This window comes from Salinispora tropica CNB-440 (genome assembly GCF_000016425.1).
In the GTDB taxonomy this organism is placed as follows: Bacteria; Actinomycetota; Actinomycetes; order Mycobacteriales; family Micromonosporaceae; genus Micromonospora; species Micromonospora tropica.
On sequence record NC_009380.1, the window covers coordinates 1,741,717 to 1,768,357 of the forward strand.

General features: G+C 71.9%; 26 protein-coding genes. 7 read left to right on the plus strand and 19 right to left on the minus strand.

The window, feature by feature from the left end; translation table 11 throughout:
• Window positions 1–19: 19 nt before the first annotated feature.
• Window positions 20–841, plus strand: coding sequence for a hypothetical protein (locus STROP_RS07695; RefSeq protein WP_011905428.1), 822 nt, complete (start codon window positions 20–22; stop codon window positions 839–841).
• 43 nt (window positions 842–884) lie between these two features.
• Here the strand turns inward: STROP_RS07695 and STROP_RS07700 are convergent, their stop codons facing one another.
• Window positions 885–1,484: a DUF3000 domain-containing protein gene (locus STROP_RS07700; RefSeq protein ID WP_011905429.1), complete on the minus strand. Its 600-nt coding sequence runs from the start codon at window positions 1,482–1,484 to the stop codon at window positions 885–887.
• Between the two features lie 162 nt (window positions 1,485–1,646).
• Between STROP_RS07700 and hemE the strand changes: the two genes are divergently transcribed.
• From hemE to hemQ, 3 genes are read left to right on the plus strand one after another with little or no spacing between them, the layout of a single operon-like run.
• A complete protein-coding gene (gene hemE, locus STROP_RS07705) occupies window positions 1,647–2,744 on the plus strand; it encodes a uroporphyrinogen decarboxylase (protein WP_028564296.1) in 1,098 nt (365 codons plus the stop codon).
• A gap of 5 nt (window positions 2,745–2,749) precedes the next feature.
• Complete coding sequence (gene hemG / locus STROP_RS07710; RefSeq protein ID WP_011905431.1) at window positions 2,750–4,159, plus strand: protoporphyrinogen oxidase; 1,410 nt, start codon at window positions 2,750–2,752, stop codon at window positions 4,157–4,159.
• Window positions 4,156–4,857, plus strand: coding sequence for a hydrogen peroxide-dependent heme synthase (gene hemQ, locus STROP_RS07715; protein ID WP_011905432.1), 702 nt, complete (start codon window positions 4,156–4,158; stop codon window positions 4,855–4,857). The genes hemG and hemQ overlap by 4 nt, the downstream gene beginning before the upstream one ends.
• 110 nt (window positions 4,858–4,967) lie before the next feature.
• On the opposite strand, the gene STROP_RS07720 is transcribed toward hemQ, so the two are convergent.
• Window positions 4,968–5,315, minus strand: a complete 348-nt coding sequence (locus tag STROP_RS07720) for a YybH family protein (RefSeq protein ID WP_026275048.1) — start codon at window positions 5,313–5,315, stop codon at window positions 4,968–4,970.
• A 116-nt stretch (window positions 5,316–5,431) separates the two neighbouring features.
• Between STROP_RS07720 and STROP_RS07725 the strand changes: the two genes are divergently transcribed.
• The gene (locus tag STROP_RS07725) at window positions 5,432–6,316 is read left to right on the plus strand and encodes a LysR family transcriptional regulator (RefSeq protein ID WP_011905434.1); all 885 of its coding nucleotides are present in this window, start codon (window positions 5,432–5,434) and stop codon (window positions 6,314–6,316) included.
• 120 nt (window positions 6,317–6,436) lie between these two features.
• Here the strand turns inward: STROP_RS07725 and STROP_RS07730 are convergent, their stop codons facing one another.
• The 6 genes from STROP_RS07730 to msrB all read right to left on the minus strand — a co-directional run bounded on the left by STROP_RS07730 (window position 6,437) and on the right by msrB (window position 10,488).
• Window positions 6,437–6,889 (minus strand): GNAT family N-acetyltransferase, encoded by a 453-nt coding sequence (locus tag STROP_RS07730; RefSeq protein ID WP_011905435.1) that lies wholly within the window; start codon window positions 6,887–6,889, stop codon window positions 6,437–6,439.
• Window positions 6,873–7,784: a cytochrome c biogenesis CcdA family protein gene (locus STROP_RS07735; RefSeq protein WP_011905436.1), complete on the minus strand. Its 912-nt coding sequence runs from the start codon at window positions 7,782–7,784 to the stop codon at window positions 6,873–6,875. The genes STROP_RS07730 and STROP_RS07735 overlap by 17 nt, the downstream gene beginning before the upstream one ends.
• 1 nt (window position 7,785) lies before the next feature.
• On the minus strand, window positions 7,786–8,367 hold the full coding sequence (locus STROP_RS07740; protein ID WP_011905437.1) for a TlpA family protein disulfide reductase: 582 nt from the start codon (window positions 8,365–8,367) through the stop codon (window positions 7,786–7,788).
• 143 nt (window positions 8,368–8,510) lie between these two features.
• The gene (locus STROP_RS07745; RefSeq protein ID WP_011905438.1) at window positions 8,511–8,771 is read right to left on the minus strand and encodes a hypothetical protein; all 261 of its coding nucleotides are present in this window, start codon (window positions 8,769–8,771) and stop codon (window positions 8,511–8,513) included.
• 286 nt (window positions 8,772–9,057) lie between these two features.
• Complete coding sequence (locus tag STROP_RS07750) at window positions 9,058–9,618, minus strand: CGNR zinc finger domain-containing protein (RefSeq protein WP_011905439.1); 561 nt, start codon at window positions 9,616–9,618, stop codon at window positions 9,058–9,060.
• Window positions 9,619–10,077: 459 nt separating this feature from the next.
• A complete protein-coding gene (gene msrB, locus STROP_RS07755; RefSeq protein ID WP_026275049.1) occupies window positions 10,078–10,488 on the minus strand; it encodes a peptide-methionine (R)-S-oxide reductase MsrB in 411 nt (136 codons plus the stop codon).
• Between the two features lie 47 nt (window positions 10,489–10,535).
• Here msrB and ligD point away from each other — a divergent pair, with 47 nt between their 5' ends.
• The gene (gene ligD, locus STROP_RS07760) at window positions 10,536–11,561 is read left to right on the plus strand and encodes a non-homologous end-joining DNA ligase (protein ID WP_011905441.1); all 1,026 of its coding nucleotides are present in this window, start codon (window positions 10,536–10,538) and stop codon (window positions 11,559–11,561) included.
• Window positions 11,562–11,565: 4 nt separating this feature from the next.
• On the opposite strand, the gene STROP_RS07765 is transcribed toward ligD, so the two are convergent.
• From STROP_RS07765 to STROP_RS07810, 10 genes are all read right to left on the minus strand, one after another.
• On the minus strand, window positions 11,566–12,018 hold the full coding sequence (locus STROP_RS07765) for a GNAT family N-acetyltransferase (protein ID WP_026275050.1): 453 nt from the start codon (window positions 12,016–12,018) through the stop codon (window positions 11,566–11,568).
• Window positions 12,019–12,065: 47 nt separating this feature from the next.
• A complete protein-coding gene (locus tag STROP_RS07770) occupies window positions 12,066–13,637 on the minus strand; it encodes an alpha/beta hydrolase (protein WP_026275051.1) in 1,572 nt (523 codons plus the stop codon).
• Window positions 13,638–13,668: 31 nt separating this feature from the next.
• Window positions 13,669–14,778, minus strand: a complete 1,110-nt coding sequence (locus STROP_RS07775) for an ATP-dependent DNA ligase (RefSeq protein ID WP_011905444.1) — start codon at window positions 14,776–14,778, stop codon at window positions 13,669–13,671.
• A 114-nt stretch (window positions 14,779–14,892) separates the two neighbouring features.
• A complete protein-coding gene (locus tag STROP_RS07780; RefSeq protein WP_026275052.1) occupies window positions 14,893–15,375 on the minus strand; it encodes a GNAT family N-acetyltransferase in 483 nt (160 codons plus the stop codon).
• Window positions 15,376–15,518: 143 nt separating this feature from the next.
• Window positions 15,519–16,439, minus strand: a complete 921-nt coding sequence (locus STROP_RS07785; RefSeq protein ID WP_011905446.1) for a DNA-3-methyladenine glycosylase family protein — start codon at window positions 16,437–16,439, stop codon at window positions 15,519–15,521.
• A 172-nt stretch (window positions 16,440–16,611) separates the two neighbouring features.
• Window positions 16,612–17,469: a spermidine synthase gene (locus STROP_RS07790; protein ID WP_011905447.1), complete on the minus strand. Its 858-nt coding sequence runs from the start codon at window positions 17,467–17,469 to the stop codon at window positions 16,612–16,614.
• A complete protein-coding gene (locus tag STROP_RS07795) occupies window positions 17,469–18,455 on the minus strand; it encodes a hypothetical protein (protein ID WP_011905448.1) in 987 nt (328 codons plus the stop codon). Before STROP_RS07795 ends, STROP_RS07790 begins: the two co-directional genes overlap by 1 nt.
• A gap of 28 nt (window positions 18,456–18,483) precedes the next feature.
• A complete protein-coding gene (locus tag STROP_RS07800) occupies window positions 18,484–20,958 on the minus strand; it encodes an AAA family ATPase (protein WP_011905449.1) in 2,475 nt (824 codons plus the stop codon).
• Window positions 20,958–22,106: an exonuclease SbcCD subunit D gene (locus tag STROP_RS07805; RefSeq protein ID WP_011905450.1), complete on the minus strand. Its 1,149-nt coding sequence runs from the start codon at window positions 22,104–22,106 to the stop codon at window positions 20,958–20,960. Before STROP_RS07805 ends, STROP_RS07800 begins: the two co-directional genes overlap by 1 nt.
• Window positions 22,107–22,119: 13 nt before the next feature.
• Window positions 22,120–23,868, minus strand: coding sequence for an ATP-binding protein (locus STROP_RS07810; RefSeq protein ID WP_011905451.1), 1,749 nt, complete (start codon window positions 23,866–23,868; stop codon window positions 22,120–22,122).
• A gap of 209 nt (window positions 23,869–24,077) precedes the next feature.
• Between STROP_RS07810 and STROP_RS07815 the strand changes: the two genes are divergently transcribed.
• Window positions 24,078–25,733 carry an alpha/beta fold hydrolase gene (locus STROP_RS07815; protein WP_026275053.1) on the plus strand — a complete coding sequence of 552 codons (1,656 nt, stop codon included), beginning with the start codon at window positions 24,078–24,080 and terminating at the stop codon, window positions 25,731–25,733.
• Window positions 25,734–25,837: 104 nt separating this feature from the next.
• Here the strand turns inward: STROP_RS07815 and STROP_RS07820 are convergent, their stop codons facing one another.
• Window positions 25,838–26,584: a pyrimidine reductase family protein gene (locus tag STROP_RS07820; protein WP_011905453.1), complete on the minus strand. Its 747-nt coding sequence runs from the start codon at window positions 26,582–26,584 to the stop codon at window positions 25,838–25,840.
• Window positions 26,585–26,641 lie beyond the last annotated feature (57 nt).

Sequence of the window (26,641 nt, forward strand, 5' to 3'; positions counted from 1 at the left end):
CTCCACAGGAGGAAGAGTCATGTCCCACCCCCCGATCGAGCCGGCCGACGACGCGCCGCAGCCTGCTGTGCCTGGGCAGCCGGTCGGCGGTGCGCCGCAGCCTGCTGTGCCTGGGCAGCCGGTCGGCGGTGCGCCGCAGCCTGCTGTGCCTGGGCAGCCGGTCGGCGGTGCGCCGCAGCCCGCTGTCCCCGGCCAGCCGGTCGGCGGTGCCGCTGTGCCCGTCCCGGCGGCGCAGGGCGGTGCTGCCCTGCCGCCACCACAGAACGAACCCAGCGGGGCGCCGACCGGCTACAACCCTGCCGCCGTCCCAGCCGGCAACCCGCCGGCGGCGCCCCTGGGCGTCACCTCGGCGTTCCCGACCTTCAACCCCCCGGGCGAGCCGCCGATGTCGGGTCCGCCGATGTCGGGTCCGCCGTTTGGCGCCGGTTCTGGCAGCACCAAGCCGGCTCGGGCGACGGTGATTCTGGCCGTGGTGGCGGGACTGCTGTTCCTCGCTGGCGGGGTGATGGCCGGTCTGTTCCTGACCACCACCAGCGACCTGAACCAGGCGGAGAAGCGGATCAGCGAGCAGGAAACGACCATCGCGGCGAACGCCAAGGAACTGGAGCAGGTCAAGGCCGACCTGCGGCAGGCCCAGGAGACGCTGGTGAGTACCCAACAGGATCTCACCGGTACCCAGAACGACCGGGACGAGCAGGCCCGGCAGAAAGACGTTATCGCCACCTGCCTGGACCAGCTCAGCACCGCGCTCGCCGCAGCGGCGTACGGCGATGAAAAGGCTCTTGAGGAGGCCAACGAGGGCCTGGAAGAGGTGTGCGAAGAGGCCGACGAGTATCTCTGACCGAAGAGCCTCGGCGTTCGGGGCCGTGCCGGCGGTACGGCGTTCAGGGCCGTGCCGGCGGTACGGCGTTCGGCGTCGTGCCGGCGGTACGGCGCTCGGAGAGCGCCGTCACCCCGGGTGGGGGGAGACCGGCGGTCGAGGCGAGTAGGGTGCACCAGGCGTGCAGATGCGGCACGAGCTCGTCGTCGACTGGTGTCCAGGACGCCCGGATCTCGACATCGCCGGCCGCGGGTGGCCCAGCCAGATCACCGAACCGGGTCGACATGGTCTGCGTGACCGTCCCCCCGATCGCCCGGTGCCGGGCGTGCCGCACCCTGAGGGCGTCGGTCAGCCAGGTCCAGCCCACCTCCGGCAGGAGCGGATCAGCGGCCAGATCCACCTCAAGCTCGGCGGTGACGTACGTGACCAGTCGTAGCGTGCCCTGCCACGCCTCGTGTCCGGCGGGGTCGTGTAGGAGGATCAGACGTCCGTTCGCCACCTCGTCGTCGTCGCGTAGGACGGTCGCGGCGAGGGCGAAGGCGAAAGGGGCCAGCCGTTGGGGTGCGCCGACCTCCTCCAACTGGATCTCTGTCCGGGTGGCGGCCGATCGTAGTCCGTCAACCGCGCGGGCGAACGTCTCCGGGAGCGCGGTCGAGGGGGTCATCACCGAAGCGTAAGCGTCCCCGGGCCAGCCGATTCGGCGGCACGCCGGGAACCGGAGCAGCCGGCGACCGCGTCCAGCCCGGAATGCCGTTTTGTGGGCGCGGATCACACGATGTGAAGGTGACGGCGGGGCAGGGTTTACGGCGTGGCACGATGGGCCACGATGAGCACCGAAACCACGGGCACTGGTGCCCGAGACGAGGGGCCTCGCCCCGGGGATCCGGCCGACTCTCCCTTCGTCCGGGCATGCCGGCGCAAGCCCGGCCCACACACTCCGGTCTGGTTCATGCGGCAGGCGGGCCGCTCACTTCCGGAGTACCGGAAGATTCGGGCGAGCGTGGCGATGCTGGAGTCTTGTCGACGGCCCGAACTGATCACTGAGATCACCCTCCAGCCGGTGCGCCGGCACGGGGTTGACGCGGCGATCCTCTTCAGTGACATCGTGGTGCCGGTCGCCGCCGCCGGGGTGGCGCTGGACATCGTCCCCGGCACCGGCCCGGTGGTGAACGATCCCGTCACCACCGCGGCGGATGTGGACCGGATCCGGCCGATCAGCCGCGAGGATGTTCCCTACGTGGACGAAGCGGTCCGGATGTTGGTCGGAGAACTGGGCGCGACCCCGCTGATCGGCTTTGCTGGCGCCCCGTTCACCCTCGCCAGTTACCTCATCGAGGGGGGCCCGTCGCGCAACCACACGAAGACCAAGGCCCTGATGTACGGCGACCCGGACCTGTGGCACGCCCTGGCCAGCCGGCTCGCCGAGGTGACGCTGGCGTTCCTGAAGGTGCAGATCGACGCCGGCGTCTCCGCCGTGCAGCTCTTCGACTCCTGGGCCGGCGCCCTCTCCGAGGCCGACTACCGTCGGTACGTGCAGCCGCACTCGCAGGCGGTCCTCGCCGGCCTCGCCGACGCCGGTGTTCCCCGGATCCACTTCGGGGTGGGCACTGGTGAACTGCTCGCCGCGATGGGCGAGGCCGGTGCCGACGTGGTCGGCGTTGACTGGCGTACGCCGTTGGATGTCGCCACCCGCCGGGTCGGCTCCGAGCGGGCCGTGCAGGGAAACCTGGATCCGTGCCTGCTGTTTGCCCCGTGGCCGGTGATTGAGGCCGAGGTCCGTCGGGTGCTGGCGCAGGGGCGTGCGGCCCCCGGGCACATCTTCAATCTCGGCCACGGGGTGCTACCGGAGACCGACCCCGACGTCCTGACCCGGGTGGTCGCCCTGATCCATGAGCTGACCGCTCGTCCGAACGCAAGGAGCTGAGTGGCATGGCGACACCATGGCGGATCGCGGTGGTCGGAGGTGGGATCGCCGGCCTCGCCGCCGCCGTCCAGCTGAGGGACCACGCTCCCGCCGGCACCGAGCTGACGGTCTACGAGCGAAGCGAGTCCCTCGGCGGCAAGCTGCACACCGGTGAGCTGGCCGGTGCTCCGGTGGAGTTCGGCGCGGAAGCGTTCCTGATGCGTGACCCCGCCGGTGGGGAATCGGCCGCGGTAGCCCTGATCCGCCGGCTCGGGCTGGCCGACAACATCGTCCACCCCACTGTCGGGCAGGCCGCGCTCCTGGTCGACAACGAGCTGCGCCCGCTGCCCCGGGGCACGCTGATCGGCGTACCCGGGGACCTCGCGGCGGTGGCGGCGGTGGCCCGCCCGACCCCGGAGGCCGATGTGGACACCGGCCGGCCGCTGCTCGCCCCCGGCGCCGACGTCACGGTCGGCGAACTGGTCCGGGGCCGGCTGGGTGACGAGATCGTCGACCGGTTGGTGGAGCCGATGCTTGGTGGTGTGTACGCCGGCCGTGCCAACGACCTCTCCCTGGCCGCCACCATGCCCGCGCTGACCCGGACCGCCCGGGTCGAACACACCCTGGTCGGCGCGGTCCGCGCGGCGCAGGCGGCGGCGCCGCGGGCGCCCGGTACGCCGTTCTTCGGCACGTTGGTCGGTGGCCTCAGCACCCTGGTCGAGGCCGCCGCGTCAACCAGCGGCGCCACGATCCGGCGGAACGCGACGGTCCGGGCGCTGACCCCGGCGGGCTCCGGCTGGCACCTGACCGTTGGCCCGAACGGCGACGCGGAGCACGTCCATGCCGACGCCGTGGTGCTGGCCGTACCGGCCCGGCCGGCGGGGCGGCTGCTCGCCGATGTCGCCCCGGTAGCGGCCGAGAGCGTCGGTGAGCTGGCCTACGCCAGCGTCGCGTTGGTCACCCTCGCGTTGCCGGCGACGGAACTGCCCGCGCTCTCCGGCTTCCTGGTGCCGACCGGCGAGGGGCTGCTGATGAAGGCGTCCACCTTCTTCACCACCAAGTGGGGGCACCTGCGCCGGCCCGACGGGTTGACCCTGGTCCGCGCCTCGGTCGGCCGGTACGGGGACGAGGCACAGCTCCAGCGCCCCGACTCCGACCTCGTTGACACCGTGCACCGGGAGCTGTCGGCGGTGTGTGGTGCCGCGCTTCCCACCCCGCTCGCCACGCACGTGCAGCGCTGGGGCGGGTCGCTGCCGCAGTACGCGCCGGGCCACCTGGACCGGGTGGCGTCGGCGCGGGCGGTGCTACGGGCGCAGCGGCCAACCCTGGCGCTGGCGGGAGCTGGCTACGACGGCGTCGGAATTCCGGTCTGTATCCGGTCCGGCGCGGCGGCGGCCGATGAGATCATCACTGCACTGAAGGGTTCCGGGATATGACCGAGCAGACAAACGCGGCCCGGCTGAACGAGCTGAACGCGACGATCCGGTACACCATGTGGTCGGTGTACCGGGCGAGCAGCGCTCTGCCGTCGCTACGCGAGAACGTCACCGCCGAGGTGACGTCCTTCTTCGACGAACTGGCCGGCGAGGACGTGACCATCCGGGGCACGTACGACGTGGCGGGGCTGCGCGCCGACGCCGACCTGATGATCTGGTGGCACTCCTCGTCGAGTGACGCGCTCCAGGACGCGTACCTGCGGTTTCGGCGCACCACGTTGGGGCGCTCGATGACTCCGGTCTGGTCCCAGCTGGCGCTGCACCGACCGGCGGAGTTCAACAAGAGCCACATCCCGGCCTTCCTCGCCGACGAGCAGGCCCGGAGCTATCTCTGCGTGTACCCCTTCGTGCGCTCGTACGAGTGGTATCTGCTGCCGGACGCGGAGCGGCGGGAGCTGCTGGCCGAGCATGGCGCGATGGCCCGCGGCTACGCCGACGTGCGGGCCAACACGGTCTCCTCGTTTGCCCTCGGCGACTACGAGTGGCTGCTTGCCTTCGAAGCCGACGAGCTGCACCGCATCGTCGACCTGATGCGGGACCTACGCGGCTCCCGCGCCCGCCGGCACGTCCGGGAGGAGATCCCGTTCTACACCGGCCGTCGTCGTCCGATCGCCGACATCATCACCGGCCTGCCCTGATCGCGACGTCCTGCCAACCCGGCGGCACGCAGGGGCCCTGCCGGCTCAGCCCGTCTGGCAGCTGAGGGGCCTCGGGTGACCGCCGGGTCTGGGCAGGGCGTTCGGGAGGGTCAACCCGAGGTGGGCTTGGTGAACTCCGGCTGGTCGAGCACGCGTAGCCAGGACCCGTCGGGTTGGCGGCGGACGACCTGCGCGCGAGCGCCGGCGCCGTCCTTCGGCGGTGTCGAGGTGAGGGCGAGGTCGCCGCAGACGAGCGTGGGCAGCGGCTCTTCCGGTGTGAAGTGTGGGCTGTTGACGAGCACCTTCTCCCACAGGGTCTGGATCGCCGCGCGGCCGACGGTCTGCTCGCCGGGCGGGTAGGCCATAACGGCGTCCTGCTCGTAGAGCGCGGCGACGCCCTCGGCATCGCCGGCGTTGGAGCGTTCGACGAACAGACGGGTGAGGTCTTCGGGCTTCATGGCTTTCGTACGGTCCGACACGATGTTCCTTTCGACGTTCCCTGCGGAAACAAGCGTGCCTCGGGTGATTTGAGAAGTCCAACAGATAGTTTTTATGAAAGCTAGAATCTCCCGTTATGGAATTGAGGCAGCTGGAGTACTTTGTCGCAGTCGCCGAGGAAGCGAGCTTCACCCGCGCCGCCGAACGGGTACGGATCAGCCAACCCGGAGTAAGCGCGCAGGTTCGCGAGCTCGAACGCGAACTCGGCGCGACCCTCATCGACCGTTCCACCCGAACGGCGAGCCTCACCGACGCCGGCCGGGCCGCACTCGAACACGCCCGGGCCGCGCTCGCCTGTTCTGACGCGATGAAGCAGGCTGTCGGCGACGTGACCGGACTCATCCGCGGTCGCCTCACCGTCGGCATGGTCATCGGATGCGCGATCACCCCGTTCTTCGACGCCTTGGCGGCGTTTCACCACGCACACCCAGGCGTGGAGATCACCTTGCTCGAGAACCACTCGGCCCGGCTCCTCCGCGATGTCCAGTCCGGTGCTGTCGACCTCGCTCTCATCGGCACCGCCGATCCCACGCCTGTCGGATCGAACACCCTCACGATCATCAGTGAACCCCTCGTCGCCCTCGTCCCACCCGGGCATCTCCTCGCCAAACAGGCGGCAGTGACCATGGCCGACCTCGCCGACCACCAGATCGTGTGCATGCCCGAGGGCACGGGTGTCCGTACCGTCCTCGACCGTGCCTGCACCCTGCACCGAGTCCGGCCGACCATCACGGTCCAGGCCAGCGCCGCGGACGCCATCGCTGACCTCGCCGCCCGCGGGCTGGGCGTGGCCATCCTCACCGAGTCCATGTCACGGGACTACCACGGCCGCCTGATCGCGCTGCCGATCGCCGACATCGATGAGCCAGCCCTGCTGGCCCTGGTCTGGAGCGGCACGAAGAGTCCAGCCCTCGATCGACTGGTCCGATACTGCCGCGACACGTTCGCCACGGGTCTGTGACCCCGGTCCCGGACCCGTAGCGATACATCCATGTCGATCAGCCGGTGGTGACAGGTGCGGCGGGCGTGGCCAGCCCCGGGCGTACCGTGTCGCGCTGACCTTCGCCCACCAGCGGTGTGTTCACGCCGTCGGCGTGTCCCGGCGCATCGGCGTGTGCAGAATGCCGTCCTCGAGGTACTCCGGCCCGTCGACCGAGAACCCGTGCCGGGTGTAGAAGCCGACCAGCTGCGACTGGGCTTCGAGGGTGCACGGGCTTCCGCCGAGCTCGGCGAGGGCAGCGGTCATCAGCCGGCCCGCGTACCCCTCGCCGCGCGCCCTCTTCGCCACCACCACCCGGCCGATCCGTCGCCGACCGTCTGGATCGGCCAGGATCCGCAGGTACGCCACCGGCGCCCCGGCCTGCTCCAGCCACAGGTGGCGGGTGCCCGGCTCCACGTCCCGGCCGTCCAGCTCCGGGTACGGGCACGCCTGTTCCACCACAAACACGTCCACACGTAGCCGGAGCAGATCATGGAAGGCGCGGGCGGACAGGTCGGCGAAGGAGGCGGTCCGGAACTCAGCGACGGGCGGCATCCTGCGATGGTAGGTCGCTGGCCGGTGCCGGCTGTCGGGCGGCGGAGCGGTGCCGGCGGAGCAGCGTGCCGGCGACCGCCGCCGCGAGCAGCGCGGCGACCGCGGCCCCGATCGTCCACGGGCCCAGACTGTTCACCCACCCACTGACCGTGGTCTGCACTCGACCGGCCGCGTCGATCACCGGGTCGTCGGCGTCACCGCCGGCGAAGAGCCGGATTTCGTACCAGCCGTACCAGGCGACGTAGCCGCCGGTCAGCACCAGCAGCAGACCGGCAACGCGGCCGAGCAGCGGCCCGGCCCGTCGGGTGCGTCGGACCAGGGACTCCCGGGCCAGGGCGACCGCGAGCGCGGCGGCGCCGACCATCAGGCCCATCCCGACCGCGTACGCGACGAAGAGCCCGACCCCGGCGAGCGGGCTGCCCGCCCGGAACCCGGCGACCACCACGGCCAGGAACGGTCCGATGGTGCAGCCGAGGGAGGCGATCGCGTAGGCCGCACCGAAGAGGACCATCGATCCGAAACTGCGTCGGACCTCGGGGCCGTTGGCGATCCGGGGGGCGAAGGTCGGTAGCGCCCGGCCCGCGACGAGCCAACCGCCGGTGGCGACCAGGGCGAGCCCGATCGCGACCGACACCCAGGGCAGGCGGCTGGCCAGGGCGTCGGCGGCGGGGCCGGCGAGAAGCCCGAAGCCGCCGAAGACGGCGACGAAGCCGAGGGTCATGGCGGCGGTCAGGGCCAAGGCCCGACCCACCGGAGCGAGCGGACCGCGGCCGTCCGCCGGGCCGTCACCCAGCACCAGCATCGACAGGTACGCCGGCAGGAGCGCGAAGCCGCACGGGTTGACGGCGGCGAGCAGCCCGGCGCCGAGCGCGAGACCGTAGGGGGCGTCAACCATCTCAGGTCAGCTCCGCGACCCGCTCGCGGAGGTCGGTCTGGGAGAGGGGACCGTTGTGGACGACCGTGCCGGTGGAGTCCAGCAGCACGTAGTGCTCCTGCGAGACCACCTCGAACCGCTGCCACACCTCGCCCGCGTCGTCGGCCAGGTGCGGGAAGCCCTGGATGCCGGTGTCCTGGGCGAATCGGCGCATCGCGTCGTCACCGCTGCCGAGCCCGGCCACCCCGACCACGTTCACCCGGTCGGCGTTGTCCTGCTGCACGGCCGCCACCGATTTGGCCGCGCCCCGGCACGTGGGGCACCAGGCGGCCCAGAACCAGAGCACGGTCGGCTTGCCGGCGAGGCTGGCCCCGGTGAACGTGTCACCGTCGATGGTGCGCGCGGTGAAGTCGAGGGTCTGCGGCACCTCGGGTGCCGTCTCGCCGGTCGGGCTCGCCGCCGTGCTGGCGGGCGCGCTGGTGGATGCGGTCGTCGGGGCGGGGGTGGGGTCGGCATTCGCGGATTCGTCGCCGGAGTTCCCGCAGGCGGCGAGCGCCAGGACGATGGTCAGTGCGATAGGGATTAACCGGGTGCTGGTGGGCATGTCCGGATGTTAGCTGGGGTGTGGCGTTGGGTCTCCTTACCGCTCCCTAACGTCGGTGCCCCGCGTCCGCAGCGGCTGCGTCCACCCCGAAACCCGTTACCTGCGATGATCAGCCGGCCCCGCCCTTGCCGCCCCGGCCGGGCTCAGGCTGGCCGGGCGCCGACCGCGTCGCGGACCTGGGCGCCCACGGTTCCCTCCTTGCTCCGGGCGCAGTGGGCGCAACAGAAGAAGCGGCCGGAGACCTCGACGCCGTGGCCCACGATCTTGACCTGGCAGTGTTCGCAGATCGGAGCCAGCTTGTGCGCGGCGCACTCGAAGCTGTCGAAGGTGTGCACGTCGCCGCTGACCGTGCGCACCTCGAACGTCATCCAGTAATCGTTCTCGCAGACCTCACAGCTAGCCATGTCATTCCCCCGCGGTATGGATTCCTGAGATAAGCGTTAAACATCCACTCCGGGCCGGCAACCGGAATCGGTAAACCAGGTGCGGACGGTCGCCCTTGGTGTATGCGGTCGGCTGACGGGTTTGGGCTGGCCGTCGCGGTGACCCTGATGTAGATCCGTGCCAGGGGCGCGCCCGGCGATCGTCAACCCCGGTTCCGTGCTCTGGCGTCACGGCGGTGCCCGTGACCACCTTCCCCGTTGAGGCTACGGGCGGGTGTCACGCTCGTCCGAATGGCGGGAGGGCCGTTCACTCCACGGCTGGGCGGGTGTCTTTGCGCCGACGGTCGCGGTACGACCTGGTCTTGTTGCGGTTGCCGCAGACATTCATTGAACACCACGTCTTCGACGCGTTCTTGGAGCGATCATGGAATACTTCTCCGCAGGTCTCCTCATGACAGATCTTGATCCGTCGCCACGTGCCGTCCTGCTCAGCGCGGACTATTGCGCTGAGCACGTTCGCGAGCATTTCGGCGACGCCGTCGTGGACGGACACGAGCTGAGCCGTATGGCCGCTAAACGACGCGCGTAGGGGAATGCGCGCGGCAAGACTTTCCAGGTGGGCGCGGGCGCGCCTGATGCCGGTCTCGTCGCTGTCGTGGCGGGCCTGCAACTCGTTTCGCAGGGCGGTCCGGAGTTGAACCGCGAGATCAAGCTCTGCCGCGCTGGGGACGCCGCTTGACTGCGGGAAGCCGTGGACGGTCAGCCAGTGGCCGAGGCGCGCCGGCGACCCGAGGTCATCTCGCCCCGACTCCGGGTCTACCGAGTCGCCGAACGCTACGACGAGATCGAGGTCGCGTGGGTACTCCACTGACCCTCCCCAACACCGTTGAAACGGTTTGACTGGTTGCGTGCACGGTACTACAGTCGGCCCGACACCAGCAAAACTATTTTACTAGTGTCGGAGGGGTGGTATGTATCCGTTGTTTCTCATCGCTACCGCCGAGCAGCATCACGCCGCGCTCCTGGGCAAAACGCAGCTGCCGGCAACAGCGGCCCGCAGGCGCGCCTGGCGCCTTCGACTGGGGCGGCAGCTCATCAAGCTTGGGGAAGCGATCTCGGCCCAGCCCGGAGGAGGAACCATCTCCCCGCGCGGCATCGCCTGTTCCGATCGGGGCCCAGCGTGACGTTGCGGTGGCTTGACCTGCTCGACCAGGCCAAAGCGACCTACCTCCCGAGCCGAAGCCCTGGTCGACGCCGGAGTCGATAGCCGTATCCGTTCCGGTCGCGGCCCTCTCGAACGCCGAGCAGCCGCTGGCGGCTGGAGCCGTCAGGTGTCGCGTGGCTCCAGCCGGAGAGACACCGAGTTCACACAGTGCCGGGTGTCCTTGGGGGTGAAACCCTCACCGGTGAAGACGTGCCCCAGGTGACTGTCGCAGCGGGCACAGCGGATCTCCGTTCGCACCATGCCCATACTCCGATCCTCGACCTCCCGGACCCGCCCGGGAATGGCGTCGTCGAAGCTCGGCCAGCCGCAGTGCGAGTCGAACTTCGCATCGCTGGCGAACAGCTCCAGCCCGCAGGCGCGGCAGTGGTAGACCCCCGGGGTCTTGGTGTCCACGTACTCGCCGCTCCACGGGGCCTCGGTGCCGTGCTCCCGCAGCACCCGAAACTCGTCGGGGCTCAGCCGAACCCGCCACTCGTCCTCGGTGCGGGGCAGTTCACTGTCGTCGAGACTCACCCGCCAACCGTACGTCGGATGTCGGAGCCATCGCATAGGGTCACGCAATGGGTGGCACGAAGGCCGCGGCCGAGGAGATCAAGGTCGCCGGGCAGCACGTCCGGCTGAGTAGCCCGGACCGGGTGATTTTTCCACAACGCGGGTTCACCAAGGCCGACGTCTTCCACTACTACCTCGCCGTCGGCCCGGGCATCATGCGTGCACTCGGCGAGCGGCCGACCACCCTGCAACGCTTCCCCGAGGGGATCGAGGGGGAGGCCTTCTTCCAGAAACGGGTGCCCGCCCGGGGTGTGCCGCCCTGGGTCCGTACCGCGCAGATCAGCTTCCCCAGTGGCCGGAAAGCGGCCGAGCTCTGCCCGGCTGATCTGGCCCACGTGGCCTGGGCAGCCCAGATGGGCACCGTGGTCTTCCATCCGTGGCCGGTCCGTGCCACGGATCCGGACCACCCCGACGAGCTGCGGCTCGACCTCGACCCGCAGCCCGGTACCGACTTCGCCGACGCGGCGAAAGCGGCGACCGAGCTCCGCGCGATCCTGGCTGAGCTGGGCGTCCCCGGTTGGCCGAAGACCTCCGGCGGCCGGGGGGTGCACGTCTATCTGCGGATCCAGCCGCGCTGGACCTTCGTCGAGGTCCGTCGGGCGACCATTGCCCTGGCCCGGGAGTTGGAGCGGCGCCGACCCGACCTGGTCACCACCGCGTGGTGGAAGGAGGAACGCGGCGCCCGGGTATTCGTCGACTTCAACCAGATGGCCCGGGACCGGACGATCGCGTGTGCGTACTCGCTGCGGGCCAACGCCCGCGCCACCGTCTCCACCCCACTGGCCTGGGACGAACTGGCCGACGCTGAACCGGACGACTTCGACCTGCGGAGCGTGCCGGCACGGCTGGCCGAGGGCGGTGACCCACACGCCGGCATCGACGACGCCGCGTGGGACATCACGCCCCTGCTGGAGTGGGTCGAGCGGGACGCCGCCAACGGGCAGGGTGACCTGCCATACCCGCCGGAACACCCCAAGATGCCCGGTGAGCCGAAGCGGGTGCAGCCGTCGAAGGATCGAGACCGCCCCCGCTGAGCCCTCACAGCGGCAGTTTCATGCCCTCGTGGCTGGCGACGAAGCCGAGGTCCAGATAGAAGCGGTGCGCGGCGTGCCGGGACTTGTCGGTCGTCAGCTGGACCAGCGCACATCCACGCGCCCGTGCCTGGTCGATCGCCCAGACCATCATCTGCCGGCCCAGCCCTCGTCCGCGCTGGTCGGAGCGGACCCGGACCGACTCGATCAACTGCCGCTCGGCGCCGTGTCGGCTGAGCCCGGGAATGTAGGTGAGCTGCATGCAGCCCAGCACCTCACCATCGGACTCGGCGACGACGAACTGGTTACGCGGGTCGGCTGCGATGTCCGCGAACGCCTTCTCGTAGCGGGCGTCGACCTGCCCGACGTCACGTGTCCGGCCCAGCAGGTCGTCGGCGAGCAGGTCGAGCACGGTGGGCAGGTCGGCCCGGACCGCCTCCCGGAAGATCACATCGCTCATCCAGGGAGGATGCCACAGCGGGTGTGGCGCCGCGCCCACAACCGGGGTCACTGGGGCGGGCAGCGTTTCCCCTCGGCCGGCACGGTCAGGTCAACCAGGTACGCGTCAACCGCCGCGTTGATGCAGGCCGTCTGAGGGTAGGCGGTGTGCCCCTCGCCCTCCCAGGTGAGCACCCGGCCCACGCCCAGCATCTCGGCCAGCGCCGGGGTCTGCTCGTAGGGGGTCGCCGGATCCCCTGTGGTGCCGACCACCAGGATCGGCGGGGCTCCATCAGCCGGCCCGGTCGGGTACGGGTCCCGGCCGCCGGGCCACTCGGTGCAGGCGAGCATGCCGACCGCGAGCGCCGGACCGAACAGCGGGTACTGCTCACGCCACTGCGACTGGAGCTGCCGGATCTGCTCCCAGCTCGGCTTCTCCTCCTCGTCGGCGCAGTTCACCGCGAGGTTCGCGTCGAACAGGTTCGAGTAGGTACCGTCGGGCTCCCGACCCGCGTACGCGTCGGCGAGGCGGAAGACCTCGGTCGCGTCACCGTCCTCCAACTCCTCGATCGCCTGGGCCAACTGCTCCCAGCCGACCTCGGTGTAGAGCGAGGAGACCACCGCGTAGAAGATCCACCCCGGGGTCGCCTCCCGCCCGTCGTCGCCCAGGACCGGGGAGACCCGCGCCTTGTCGATGGCCGAGGTGACCGCGTCCCGCGCGGCGGGAGCGATCGGGCAGCGGTCGGGGTTGGTGGAGCACCACAGGGCGAAGTTGTCGAACGCCCGCTCGAAGCCCATGGCCTGGCTCTCCGCGCTGGCTACCAGGTCCAGTCGAGGGTCGATCGCCCCGTCCAGCACCAGCGCCCGCACCCGCTCCGGATGGAGCTGGGCGTAGGTGGCGCCGAGTAGAGTTCCGTACGAGTAGCCGAGGTAGGTCACCTTCTCGTCACCGACGGCAGCCCGGATCGCCTCGATGTCGTGGGCCGCCTGCTCCGTGCTGTAGAGCGCGAGTTGGTCGCCGTACCGGTCGCCACACTCGCGCCCGATCCGTTGGTTCAGCTCGACGAAACCGTCGAAGGACTGCTGGCTCTCCGGGTCCGGGTCGTAGCCGAAGCTCGCGTCGAGGTTGGCGTCCGAGATGCACTCCACCGGGCTGGAACGAGCCACCCCACGCGGGTCGAAGCCGACGATGTCGAAGTGGTCGGTGACCGAGGCGGGCAGGCCGCCGACCGCGGCCGGGAAGGAGAGGTAGACGGCGGTGTCCACGCCGGAGCCGCCCGGCCCGCCCGGGTTGATCAGCAGCGAGCCGATCCGGTCCCGCTGGTTCATCGAACGGGCCCGCAGCAGCGCGATTTCGAAGGTCTCCCCGGCGCCCGGGCCGGAGGTGGCAGTGGCGCCGTCAGCCCAGTTCCGGGGAACCGTGATCCGGGTGCACTCATAGCGCATGCCCGGGGCGGTACGCCCGACCAACTCCTCGGCCACCTCCGGACAGGCCTGCCAGGTCGGCGCGGTGCCCGGCGGCCCCGCGGGCTGCGCCTCGGTGCGCGGCGCGAACGCCGGAAGGGTGCAGCCGGCGGCGAGGAACGTGCTGGCCAGGAGGAGCACGGCCGGGGCGAACCGGCGGGCGGAAGTGCGAACCACGGGGTGGACCTTTCGGGGTCGGGGCAGCCGGCTACGCCGGCCCGGACGTGGGACCACCGTTCTCCGGGTCGCCTCGGAGCACCTGATCCACGTCGAACCGGACCGGACGGTCGAGCTGGTCGTAACGGCAGGAACGGGGCTTGCGGTCCGGGCGCCACCGGACGAACTGGGCGGTGTGTCGGAACCGGTCGCCCTCCATCGCGTCGTAGCTCACCTCGACCACCAGCTCCGGCCGCAGCGGCTCCCACTCCAGGTTCTTCCCGCCGGTCCACCGGCTGACCCCGCCCGGGATGCGCTGACCGCGTTCGTGGTCGCCGTGCACCCAGGGATGGTCGGCCCCGGCGCCCCGGTATGGCTCCAACTCGTCCAACAGCTCTTTCCGGCGGGCCATGGGGAACGACGCGCTCACCCCCACATGATGCAGGACGCCGGCGTCGTCGTAGAGCCCGAGCAGAAGTGAGCCGACCACCGGGCCGGACTTGTGCCAGCGAAAGCCCGCCACCACGACATCGACGGTCCGTTTGTGCTTGACCTTGAACATCAGGCGTTTGCCCGGCTCGTACGGCAGCTCGGCGGGTTTGGCGATCAGGCCGTCCAACCCCGCCCCCTCGAACCGGTCGAACCAGCGGCGCGCGGTGGCCGGGTCGGTGGTGACCTGGGTGACGTGCATCGGTGGCGCGACGTGCCCCAACGCCGCCTCCAGTCGGGACCGTCGATGTGGGTACGGCTGGTCGAGGAGGGACTCGTCGGCGAGGGCGAGCAGGTCGAACGCCACGAAGTCCGCCGGGGTGGTTTCGGCGAGCAGGCGCACCCGGGAGGCGGCCGGGTGGATGCGCTGGGCCAGCAACTCGAAGTTGAGCTGGGGCTGCCCATCCGGCCGATCGCGCTGGATCACGATCAACTCGCCGTCGACCACGCAGCGCTCGGGCAGCTGCCGGCGGGCCTGCTCGACCACCTCGGGGAAGTAACGCGTCATCAGCTTGCCGCCCCGGCTGGCCAGCTCGACCTCCTCGCCGTCGCGGAACACGATGCACCGGAAGCCGTCCCACTTCGGCTCGTAGGTCATCCCGTCCGCGGTCGGGATCCGTGGGACGCTCTTGGCGAGCATCGGCTCGACCGGCGGACTGATCGGCAGCTTCACGGCGACCAGTCAACCAGATGGCACCGACGGCTGTGAGGAGGAACACCAGCGACGGACGCCCCTCCGGCTTCTCCCGAACCGTCGCGGTGCCCTGGTCGGTGCGGGGCCGCTGGATCAGCAGCGGGACGGCATCGTCTTCTCCAAGAACGCCAGCGGCACGCCGTTGGGGTCCGTGTCGTGGCCCACCAACCGGTAGCCGGAGCGCTGGTAGAGCCGCCGGCTCCCCACGCTCTCCGCCCCGGTGAACAGGGTGAACCGACTCACCCGCGAGCCCGCCACCGTCTCGACCGCGCGCAACAGGCGGCCACCGATGCCCCGGCCCTGTTGGTCGGGGGCGACCGCCAGCCGGCCGATGGCGGCGATGTCGCCGTCAACGCGGACCCGGACCGATCCGACGAGTCGGTGGCCCAGCCGGGCGGTGAGCACCGTCTGCGGGCCGGCGAGCACGGCCCGTACCTCGTCCAGGGTCTCGGTGAGCGGCGGCAGGAACGGGTCGGCGTAGCGCTGCGCCTCGGCCAGGTACGCGGCGAGTTGGACGGTGAGGATCTCCCCGGCGTCGGCCGGGGTCGCGGGAGCGATCAGCGGGCGAGCGGTCACCGGCCCAGCCAACCACAGTGCCTCGGTCGCGTGGTGCCCGAGTCCCTTGGCGACAGGCAGCTACCGCGACTGGGAAATATCGTGACTGGTGCACGCCGGGTTGGCCCCGGGACGGCTGGGGCGAGGCCCCGATCCCGGCCCGGCTAGAAGCGTGCGAACGAGCGAATCGGCGCCCGCGGGCCGAACTTCGGAGCCGTGATGCCGGCCGCCGCCAGCAGGACGCAGACCCGACCCCGGTGGCCCCGGAACGGTTCGAGCAGGGCCAGCATCCGCGCATCGTCGGCACGCGCCTCACCGGCGAGGGCCCAGGCCACCGTGTTCGGCACGTGGTAGTCGCCGACGCTCACCGCGTCCGGGTCGCCGTACGCGACGCGGACCACCTCCGCCGCGGTCCACGGGCCGACCCCCGGGACGGCTTTGAGCCGGCGGGTGGCCTCGGCCGAGTCGGCGCACCGCTCCAGCCGGTCGGCCACCGCGGCGGCCCGGCGCAGCGTGTCGGCGCGGCGCTGTTCGATCCCGAGGGGGTGGAAGGCCCAGTACGGGGTGGCGGCCACCGCTGCCGGCTCCGGCGGCAACAGCAGTGGCTGCATCGGCCCGGGTGCCTCCGTCCGGAAGTGGCGGACCGTGGCGGCGTATGCCCGGTACGCCTCCTTGCCGGTCACTCGCTGTTCGAGGATGGCCCGGAACACCCGGGGGAAGACCTGACCGCTGGTGGGCAGCCGCAGCCCCCGGTGCCGGGCGGCCAGGTCTGCCACCACCGGGTGCGCGGCGGCCAGCTCGGCGAAGCCGGTCAGGTCGTCCCGGAGCCCGGCGAGGGCGTCGGCCTGGTGCACCACCCAGTCGGCGCCGGGGCCGTACCCCTCGGCGACCAGGTGGCCGGCCTCGGGGCGTAGGGCGAGGGTGGCTGGCCCGTCCGGGGTCCGGGTGGCCCACCAGAGCGTCCCGGCGGCGATCCGGGCGCAGGGGTCGTACGGGCTGAAGGTGAGGGGCCGCACCGACGTGGCCAGCCGGTACCCGGCCGGCGGGTACAGCGTCCGGCGGGCGGTGGGTTCGGTCCCGGGCACCCCGACATGCTGTCACCCAGCGTCACGACCTGCCACTGCGGGTTCGACGACTGTGACCCGGTCGGTTCCCCGCACCGACCGGCTGTCCGCTGGTTCGGATGGTCAGATGCGCGCCCATCCGACGTCCTCTGGGTCGAGGGTTGGCTGGTGTGCTCCAGGTGTGTTCGGCGGGTCAGCGGCCGATCGAGAAGAGCCCCGGCGGGGGTGGTGCGGAGTCGGTGGCGTCGGTGTCGTGGACAACCGGGGCGCCGCCGGTGAAGCGGACCAGTTCCTCGCCGGCGAGCACCCGGCCTGGGAACCAGTCACCGGAGACCCGCCGGGTCAACTCGGGCACCGGCGGGGCGGTGCGGCCGGCGAGCAGCACGAGGTTGCCGTAGCGGCGGCCCCGCAGCACCGCCGCGTCGCCGATCAGCGCCGCCTTCGGCAGCACCGACCGCACGGTGGCGACCTGCTGGCGGGCGTGCCGCAGCGGCGGGCCGTCGGCGATGTTCGCCAGGTACCACCCGCCCGGTCGGAGGACACGGGCCACCTCGGTGGCGAACTCCACCGAGGTCAGGTGGGCTGGGGTGCGGGCGCCGGCGAAGACGTCGGCGACCACGATGTCGACGCTGGCCTCTCGGTGGCCGGCGAGCGCCTCCCGGGCGTCGGTGACGCGTACCCGCAGTCGTGGGTTGGGGGGCCAGGGCAGCTCCCGGCGGACCAGCTCCACCAGCGCGCCGTCGACCTCGCAGACCCGTTGGGTTGAGCCGGGACGCGTGGTGGCGACGTATCGGGGCAGGGTCAGCGCGCCGCCACCGAGGTGCAACAGGCGCAGCGGGGCGCCGGCCGGGGCCAGCAGGTCGATCGCGGCGCCGAGCCGACGTACGTACTCGAACTCCAGGTGGGTGGGGTCGGTGAGGTCCACATGTGACTGCGGGGCGCCGTCGAGCAGCAGCGTCCAGGAGCCCGCCCGGTCCGGGTCGGGGACCAGCTCGGCCACCCCTGTGTCCACCTCGACCGCTGCCCGGTCGGCGGAGCGCTGACGCCCCATCAGCCCGTACCACCGGGTGGCTGCGCGGCGGCGGGCGCTGCGCTGCCTGCGGCGGCGACCAGGGCGCGGTGCAGCAGCCGGGAGTCCCCGATCATCCGTCGCAGGCGGCGTTCCAGGCCGGCGATGGGGATCAGGTTCTGCGGTGCCCGCGGGTCCTTGTACGGGGTGGAGGCGAAGCGGGGCAGGGTCACCACGGACAGGTCCGCCAACTCGACCGCCGCCGCGACGTCCAGCTCGGTGGAGCACTCCACCCGGACGATGCCCGCCCACGGGGCGCCACCGGCGACCGGCAACCGTAGGTACCACGACCAGCCGCCCCACGCGGTGCCCAGCCGGAACACCGGGGACCGCTGCCCGGCGGTGAGCCCGGTGACCACCGCGGTGAGCCGCGCGTCCAGGTACTGGCTGTGTTGGGTCTTGACGTAGCCGAGGGTGCGGGGCAGAAGCCGTCGGTTGCGCAGCGGCCCGTCCACCACCAGCAGATCGTCGTCGGTGCGGGCGGCGCTGGAGACCGCCACCTCCAGCGCGGTCAACGGCCCCTGCACCGCCGCCGGCAGTTTGGCCAGCTCGCCGTTGCCGCCGACCTGGTGCACCGGGTAGTGGACGTTGCCGGCGTGCACGTCCACCGCGGACGGGCTGGCGGTGAAGAGCCCCCGTTCCACCCGGGCACCGGCCAGCTGCGCGGCGCCGCGCCCCAGGTCACAGCGGACGACCCCGGCGGCGTACGAGGCGGCCAGCCCCGGGTACGACACGCCGTCCGGCTCGGTCAGCCACAGGGAGGCGTCGTTTCGGCGTACCCCGTCGACGAGGAGCACCACGGCCGGGGCATGGACGCCGGGTCGGGGTCCGACCGCCCGCCAGTCGACCGCGGGCAGCTCGTGGTCGGCCTCGATCCGGGCGCTGCTGGGCGTGGCCGGGCCGCCGGCGGCGGCCTCGAACGAGGCTCCGTACCCCGGATCCCACGCGTCGACGAAGAATCGGGTCACCCGGGTCGCCTCCGCCCGCCGTCGGCGTTCACCGGCCGGTCCGTTCGATCCGGGCCGACCGGGCGTCCTTACGAACCTCGAAGCGGACCGGTATGCGCTCGGCCAGCGCCGGCACGTGGGTGACCACCCCCACCATCCGGTCCCCCCGGGCGGCCAGGTTCTCCAACGTCGCCGCCACCGTGTCGAGGGTGGCGGCGTCGAGTGTGCCGAACCCCTCGTCCAGCACAATCGACTCCAGGCTGGCCGCGGTGGTCGACATCCCGGCGAGCTGCTCGGCCAGGGCCAGTGCGAGCGCCAGCGACGCCTGGAAGGTCTCCCCGCCGGAGAGGGTGCGTACGCCCCGGCGCAGGCCGGCGTCGTGGTGGTCCACGACGAAGAACTCACCCTTGTCGTGGACCAGGTCGTACTGGTCGCCGGAGAGCTCGCGCAGGATTGTCGACGCCCCGTCCACCAGCAGGTCGAGCGCCTCGGTGAGCAGCCACCGCTCGAAGTTGTTGGCCCGCAGGTGTCCGGCGAGCGCGCGGGCCACCTGGGCGTCACGTTCGTAGGTGGCGCGCTGCTCGCGCAGCTCACCGGCCTGCTCGCGGCGGCGGTTCAGCTCCCGAAGCTGCGCCTCGACCCGTTCGAGGGCGACCGCGGCGTCGCGCCCCGGGTCGTCGGTGGCCGGCACGCCGGCCTCCTCGAGTAGCCCGCCGACCCGCGCTTCGACCGCCGCCACCTGAGCCTCGGCCGCGCTCACCGCCGCTACCCGGTCGGCGCGCTCGGACCGCCGCCGAGCCACCTCGGCGGCGGCCCAGTCGGTCAGCGTGGCCCACGCCGCCGCCACGTCCTCCCGGTCGGTGACCGGCGGGCCGAAGCGGGCCAGACCGTCCCGGGTCCCGTCGAAGGCTCGCCAGGCGGTGCGCAGCCGCTCCTGGGCGGTGTCCACCGCGGCCCGGGCCCGGCGGGACCCGTCCCGGCCGGCGCGGACCGCCGCCGCCGACTCCTCCAACTCCTGCCGCAGCCGCCCGTGCTCGGCCAACGCCCGGTTCAGCGCTGCCGGCTCTGGGGCGTCGGCCAGTTGGGTGTGCAACGCGGCCAGCCGCGCGTCGAGCTGTTCCTGCCGGACCCGCGCCGCCACCAGCTTCCGTTCCCGCTCGCGTAGGGCACCGTCCCGCTCGTCCACGGCGGCCTTGGCCGCGTCGCTGGCCGCCCGCGCGGCCTTCCCGGCCGCGACGGCCGCCGGCACCGCCGAGGTGGCCGGTACCGCCGGTACCCGGGCGACGGTCTGCTCGCAGACCGGGCAGGTGGCCCCATCCTGCAGCGGCGCCCGCAGCGCCACCGCCTGGTCGGTCGCCTTGGCCTGCTCATGCGCCTGGAAGGCCGCCGCCAGGTTGGCCTCGGCCCGCTCGGCCGCCGCCTGTGCCTCGGTCAGCTCCGCCGTCGCCGCCGTGTGCTCAGCCTGGGCCGCCGCCACCGCCGCCCGGACCGTCTCGGCCTCACCGGCCAGCCCCGCCCGGTCTTCGTACGCCCGTAGCAGCAGGCGCAGCGCGCTCTCGTCGCCGGCCGCGGCCAGCTCCCCGCGGAGCTTCTCCTCCCGCTCCTCGGCGAGCGCCACCACGGTCGCGGCCTCGTCCGCGTCCGTCTGCGCGGTCGCCACCGCCCGGGCGACCTCGGCCACCCCGGTGGGGGCGCGCACGGCATCGAGCACGGCAAGGTCCGCGTCGAGAGCGGTCAGCGCCCCGCCCGCCTCCCGTGCCGCGGTGCGCGCCGCCTCGCGTTCGGGAACGGCGGCGGTGACGGCGGTGGCGAGCTCCCGCATCTGGTCGACGCGGGCCGACACCTCCTCGAGGGCGGCGTCGTCGATGCCGGTGAGGCCGGCGAGGGCCTGGTCGACCACCTCGAACTTCGCCTCGGCCTGGCTGGCCCGGGTCCCCGCCTTCTCCCGTACCCGCTCGTAGATGCCGAGGCCGAGCAGGTTGACCAGGATCTGCTGTCGGGTTGCCGGTCGGGCGTGCAGGAAGTCGGCGAACTGCCCCTGCGGCAGCAGCACACAGCTGGTGAACTGCTCATACGGCAGCCCGACCGCCGCGAGCACCGCGTCCTCCATCTCGGCGACGGTGCCCGCGAGCACCTCGCCCAGGTCCTCCGGGCTCAGCCCGGTGTCGAGCTTCGCCGGGTCGAAGCCGGGCGGCATGAGTTGGAGGCCGGCGCCGGAGGTCTTGACGTTGCCCCGGCTGTCCCGCCGGACCACCCGGGTTGCCACGTAGCGGTCGCCGGCCGACTCGAAGACGAGCCGGACCCGCGCCTCGGTCGCCGACGGGGCGAGCGCGTTCGCCAACCCGCGGGTGCCGCCCCACCGGGGTACGGTGCCGTAGAGCGCGAAGCAGATGGCGTCCAACACGGTGGACTTGCCGGACCCGGTCGGTCCGACCAGCGCGAAGAAGTCGGCGTCGGTGAAGTCGATGGTCGTCGCCGCGCGGAAGACGGTGAACCCGGCGAGATCCAGTCGCATCGGCCGCATCAGTGCTCGACCTCCTCGAACAGCTCGTCGAAGAGGCCCCGAACGTCGTCGTCGGCGTGTCCCCGGTCGTCCAGGTAGTCGCCGAACAGCTCCCGCGGTGACCGGCCGGCACGCTGGGCGACGCGGGTACCGCTGCCGGGCGCGGGCACCAGCTCCGGATCAATCCTGATCTCCAGCGCGCGGGGGAGGAGCTCCTGCACCTCCTCGCGGAGGCCGGCCCGGGGCTGCTCCCGGACGAAGACCCGCAGCCAGGCGTCCGGCACCTCGACCTCGGCGAGCTGCGCGAGCGTGCCCCGGACGGTCCGCAGGGAGGCGGCGGCGGGGATCGGAACCTCCCGTACCTGGGCCGCCGTGGTGGCGGTCACCTCGACCACGGTCACCGAGGGGACGTTCTCCTGCTCGCCGAAGTCGACCGCGAGCGGGCTGCCGCTGTAGCGGATCGGGCACCCGCCGTCGACCCGCTGGGCGCGGTGCAGGTGGCCGAGCGCGACGTAGTGCGCGGTACCGGGGAAGACCGTTGCCGGCACCGCGTAGCCGAGGACGGTGTGCGCATCCCGTTCGCCCCCGCCGGTCGTCGCCCCGACCACGGTCAGGTGGGCGGTGACCAGGTGTACCCGGTCCGGCTCGGCGAAGCTCTCGGTCAACCGGGCGACGATCCGCCCCAGGTGGTCGGCGTACGTCTGGTTCGCCTCGGCGGCGGTCAGCTCGTACATCTCCACCGCCCGGACCGCGTACCGCTGGGACAGGAACGGCAGCGCGGCGAGCCGCCACTGTTCGCCGCCGTTGGTCGTACCGTCGATGACGTGCTCGTTGGGATCTTCGCGCACGCTGCCCCGCAGCGTGATCCCGGCGGCCTCGGCCCAGGGCCGCAGCGCGTCCAGCGCGGCGCCGTTGTCGTGGTTGCCGCCGATCGCGACGACGTCGGCGCCGGTACGGCGCAGCGCGGTCAGCGCTCGGGTGACCAACCGGGTCGCCTCGGGGGTGGGCGCGGCGGTGTCGTAGAGGTCGCCGGCGATGATGATCAGATCCGGCGCCTCCCGCCGGGCCACCTCGATCACTCCGGCGAGGACGGCCTTGTGCTCCTCGGCCCGGGACCGCCCCTTGAGGACCTTGCCAACGTGCCAGTCGGAGGTGTGCAGAATCTTCACGGCTCACACCACCTCAGAACGGGATGTCGTCGTCGCTGCCGCCGGAGCCCACCACGGCGAACGGATCGGCCGACTGAGTGATCGACCGGAGCGTCTGGGAGGGCGCCGTGCCCGCTTCCGCGACCCGCGTCGCCCACGCGGGAAACGGAAACTCCAGGCAGAGGGGCACCGGGATGTCGGGTTGGTTGACGAACATCGTGCCCGGTTTGGCGAGCAGCGCCCGCTGCCGTTGCGCCGGCGGGAGGAAGCCGTACTCGGGGCGCGACGCCTCGGCCGGGTCGAGCCGGCCGACCACCCGGACCGCCGAGTTCGTGACGATGCGCCGTTCCACCTCGCTGGCGGTCTGCTGCGCGCCAACCAGGATCACCCCGAGGGAGCGGCCCCGCTCGGCGATGTCCAGCAGCACCTCCTTGATCGGGGAGGAGCCCTCGCGGGGGGCGTACTTGTTCAGCTCGTCGAGGACGACGAAGAGCAGCGGCTTGGCCGTGCCGGTCTTCTCCTTGCGTTCGAACTCGCTTCTGAGCGTCACGCCGACCACGAACCGCTGCGCCCGGTCTGGCAGGTTGTGCAGGTCAACCACGGTGACCTGAGCCGACTCCGCGGTGTTGATGCGGTGCGGACGCCGGGTGGCCAGATCGCCGCGGATCAGCCGGGACAGGTCCTTCTTACTGCCGATCAACCGGCGGGCGAAGGCGTTGACGGTGCCGAGGCCGACCGCGCTGCCGGCCCAGTCGCCCCGGGTCTCGTCGTCGTTGAGCTGCTCGACGACGTGATCGACCAGGTCGGCATAGCTGCCGAGGCGCACCCCGTCGATGCTCACCCCGCCGTCGGCGGGCTGCGCGTAGCGGGCCAGGTGGGCGGTGACCGAGTGCACCACCATCGTGTACTGCTGGCGCTCGTCGTCGGCGTCGGCGAAGACGTACGGCAGGAGGCGGTCGGCGCAGAACTCGTCCAGCGTCCAGTAGAAGCTGTCCACCCCGCTGAGCCGGCTGCTCACGTCCGGTGTGCCGGTGGCGTCACCGGCCCGGGGCGGAGCGTGGACCCGCACGTCGGGGAAGGCCGCGGCGTCCAGGCCGAGCCGCGCGTACGCCGCGCGGGTGGACTCGTCCAGCCGGGTGTTGGGGTGGTCGAGGAAGAGGAGGTCCTCTCCCTTGACGTTGAAGATCAGCGCCTTGGCGTTGACCGCGTCACCGCCCAGGACGCCGGAGCGGAATACCGAGTAGAGCAGGAAGGTGGCGAAGCTCGTCTTGGTGGCGACGCCGGAGATGCCGGAGATGGAGACGTGCGCGCCCCGGGTGCCGTCGAGGAAGTCGGCGTTGAGGTAGACCGGCACGCCGTCGCGGCCCGTGCCCATCGGGATCCGTCGTTCCATCCGGTCGAAGTGCAGGGCCCGGGCCCGGGCGTCTCCCTCGGCCCGGTGCACGACCGCGCCCGGTGCCGGCGGAACGTAGAGCTCCGGGTCGACCCGGGTGGTGGTGATCTCGGCGGCCTCCTGTATCTGGGCAGGGAGCATGCCGTCGGCGATGGCGAAGACGTCGGAGTCGAACTGGGCACCCTCGTGCCGGGCACGTACCTGGGTGACCACCCCGGCGATCGTCACCGGCTCCCGATCTGGCAGCTCGCGACGGGTGGCCACGACATCGTCGAGTTGCAGGTAGCTGGTGGGGGAGACCGCGGTCCAGAACTGCAACGGGGTGGCGTCGGCGGTGCCGAGCACCCGGCCGACCAACTCGCCCGGGCCGTCCATGGCGTCGTCGGTCATCGGGTCACTCCGCGGGGCTGGGGGGTGAGGTCGGCAGACACGTCCTGCATCCTGCCCGAGACCTACGACCGGCCGCCACGTGACGCGGCGGAGACCACGCCGTGTCCGCCCCCACCCCGTCGGTGGTGGGTGGTCGGGATTCGGCCCGGCCGGGTGATCGTTGACGGATCTGGGGCCAGCGCGGCGTGCGTTGGGCGATGCTGTCGTGGATGAAACTGCTGGAGGAGTGGCTGCGGACACCTCGCGGCCGGTTCAAAGCGTTGGTCGCGCTCGCGGCAGTTCTGCCGGTGGTCGAGGCGACGATCATCGCTGTGCTCGGGTTCCAAGCCGTCCGTGGGCTGCCGCCGCAGGTGAGCGCCGTCTGGCCGTACAGCACTTTTCAGGATTTGCGCTGGCTGTTCGTCTACCACCGCACCATCCCCGGGTTCTTCCTCACGTTCGTGGCGATATCGGCGTTGCGGGGAGTCCTCACCACAGTTCTGGCCAACCTGGCCTGGCCGGCCGCGGTCCCCCATCCGTCGTGGCGCTGGCTTCTCCGGCGCAACATCTGGGTCGCCACCCTGACTGCGGTGATCCTCTCACCCTGGGTAGCTCTGTCGATGGCCTTCGCCACGACCGGGCTCTCCTGGTATCTGATCGCCTACCTGTTGCCGTTGTTGCTGCTCGCCCCATTCCTGCTGCGGGCCGGGCTGTCCGCCGACTGGTGGCGTGGCCTGCCGCGGCTCGAGGTGGTGGGCTGGGCGTGGCTGAGCTTCGTCATTCTCACCGTTGCCGGTGCGTTGCTGTCGGCGGTGCCCATCTGGTGGGGCATCCCGTTGGCCGCCGTCTTCGGCGCGGTCAACGCGTTGCTGTGGCGCAAGAGCGTGGCCGCCGTTCTGGCCCCCGGCCGGGTTCGCTTCCGGGCCGTGCCGGTGGTGCCGCTGGTGATCGCGCTTCTCCTGTTCAGCTTCCCGGCGATGCCGCTGGTGGCCGAGCGACTCCAGGGCGGTCGCGGCGGGTGGCGGCCGCCGATCATGACCGAGCCGTTGCCGGACTCGGTCCCGTACGCGGTGATCGCCCTGGGCGGGCACGACTCCGAGTACGACGGTGAACCGGCTGTGGACCCGAGGGTGGAGCGGTACTCCTACCTCGGGCTGGACGAACAGAAGCGGCCGTTGCCGTACACGGCCGTGGCCACCCACCGGTCGTTGGGTGACAGCGCGGCCGTGCTGGCGGAGCACGTCGAGGCCCTGCACGAGCGGACGAACCGGCCGATCGCCCTGCTCGGGCACAGCGAGGGGGCCATGGTGGCCCGGACCTACCTGGAGCGGTGGCCGGTGACGGAGGTGGAGGCGGTGCTGCTGTTCAGCCCGCTGGTGATGCCGGGGCGGGTGTACTACCCACCCGCGGAGATCAGGCGGGGGTGGGGCGTCGTGGCCGGTTGGGAACTGCGTCTGTTGCAGGCGCTCTGGAACATCACCGACACTTCGGATGAGGTGCCGGACCAGGAGTTCATCCGCTCGCTGCTGGCGGATGCCCCGTTCTACCGAAACCGTACGCTCTGCCCGGTGGCGGGAGTGCGAATGGTGGCCTTCCTGCCGACGGTCACCGCGGTCGAGGCGCCGCCCGGCGAGTACCACCGGATCCCGGTCTACGAGCTGCCCGCGTTTCATGGGGAGTTGGTCGGCCGGTTCGATGTCGCGGACCTGGTGCTCGACTTCCTCTCCGGCGAGCCGGTGCAGCGGTCGGAGATGCAGTACGAGGTGCTCCAGCGTCTCGGCTCGGCTTGGCAGCCACCACCGCTGGCCCTGCGGATCAACCCGGTCTGGTCGGCGGGGCGGGAGGCCGATCCCGCCTTCACCGGCCGGATCTGTGAGGCGCGCTGACCGTCGCGGCCGCCGGTGCGACCTCCCCGGGGTGGTGTCTGCCCCCGGGTGGTGCCCCGAGTTGGGTGGCGGCCGCGGGCAAACGGGGGATGTTCCTGCGGATATCAGTCGCGGGCGTAGCGGAGCAGCAGCCCGCCGTCGGTGGCGGCGAGCACGTGCCGCAGCGGCAGGTGCCGTACCGGGCTGGGTTGCCCGGCGGTGATCCGGCCCGCCCCGGGGCCGGCGAGCAGCGGGGCGACGGTCAGACAGACCTCGTCCACCAGGTCAGCCGCGGTGAGCGCGCCGAAGAGGTGCGGCCCGCCCTCGCAGAGCAGTTGGCCGAGGCCCCGGCGACGCAGCTCGGCCAGGCCGGCGGCGAGGTCCACCCGATCGTCGCCGCACTCGACGAGGTCGGCGACGTCGGCCAGGCCGGGCGGGGCGGTGGCGGCGGCGTGCGTGAGCACGATTGGGCGTACCGGTGCGTCGGCGAAGGCCGGCTGGGTCGGGTCGAGGTTGACCGAACCGGAGACCACGACGAGGGTCGGGCACTCCGGTAGGCCGTGCTCCCGGCGCCAGCTGCGGCGTCGTTCGTCCAGGCGGAGCGCTCGGTACCGCTCGTGGCGCATCGTGCCGCCAGCGACCACGAGGCCGTCGCAGAGCATCCGCAGCAGGCGGAAGACCCGCTTGTCCGGCTCGCCGGAGAGCCCGGCCGAATAGTCGTCAACGGTGACCGCGCCGTCCACGCTGGTCACGAAGTTCACTCGTAGGCGTGGTCGGTCGGCCCGGCCGTAGCAGGCGGTGAGCGCGGCGTCGTCGAGTGTCGCGGCAGACGGAACCGGCCAGAGCGCGGTAATTGGCGTTTCGACGGTCATTCGCTGGCCGGACCCGTGACCGGAGGAGGCGGCTGAGGGGTACGGTGCTGGCAGTCA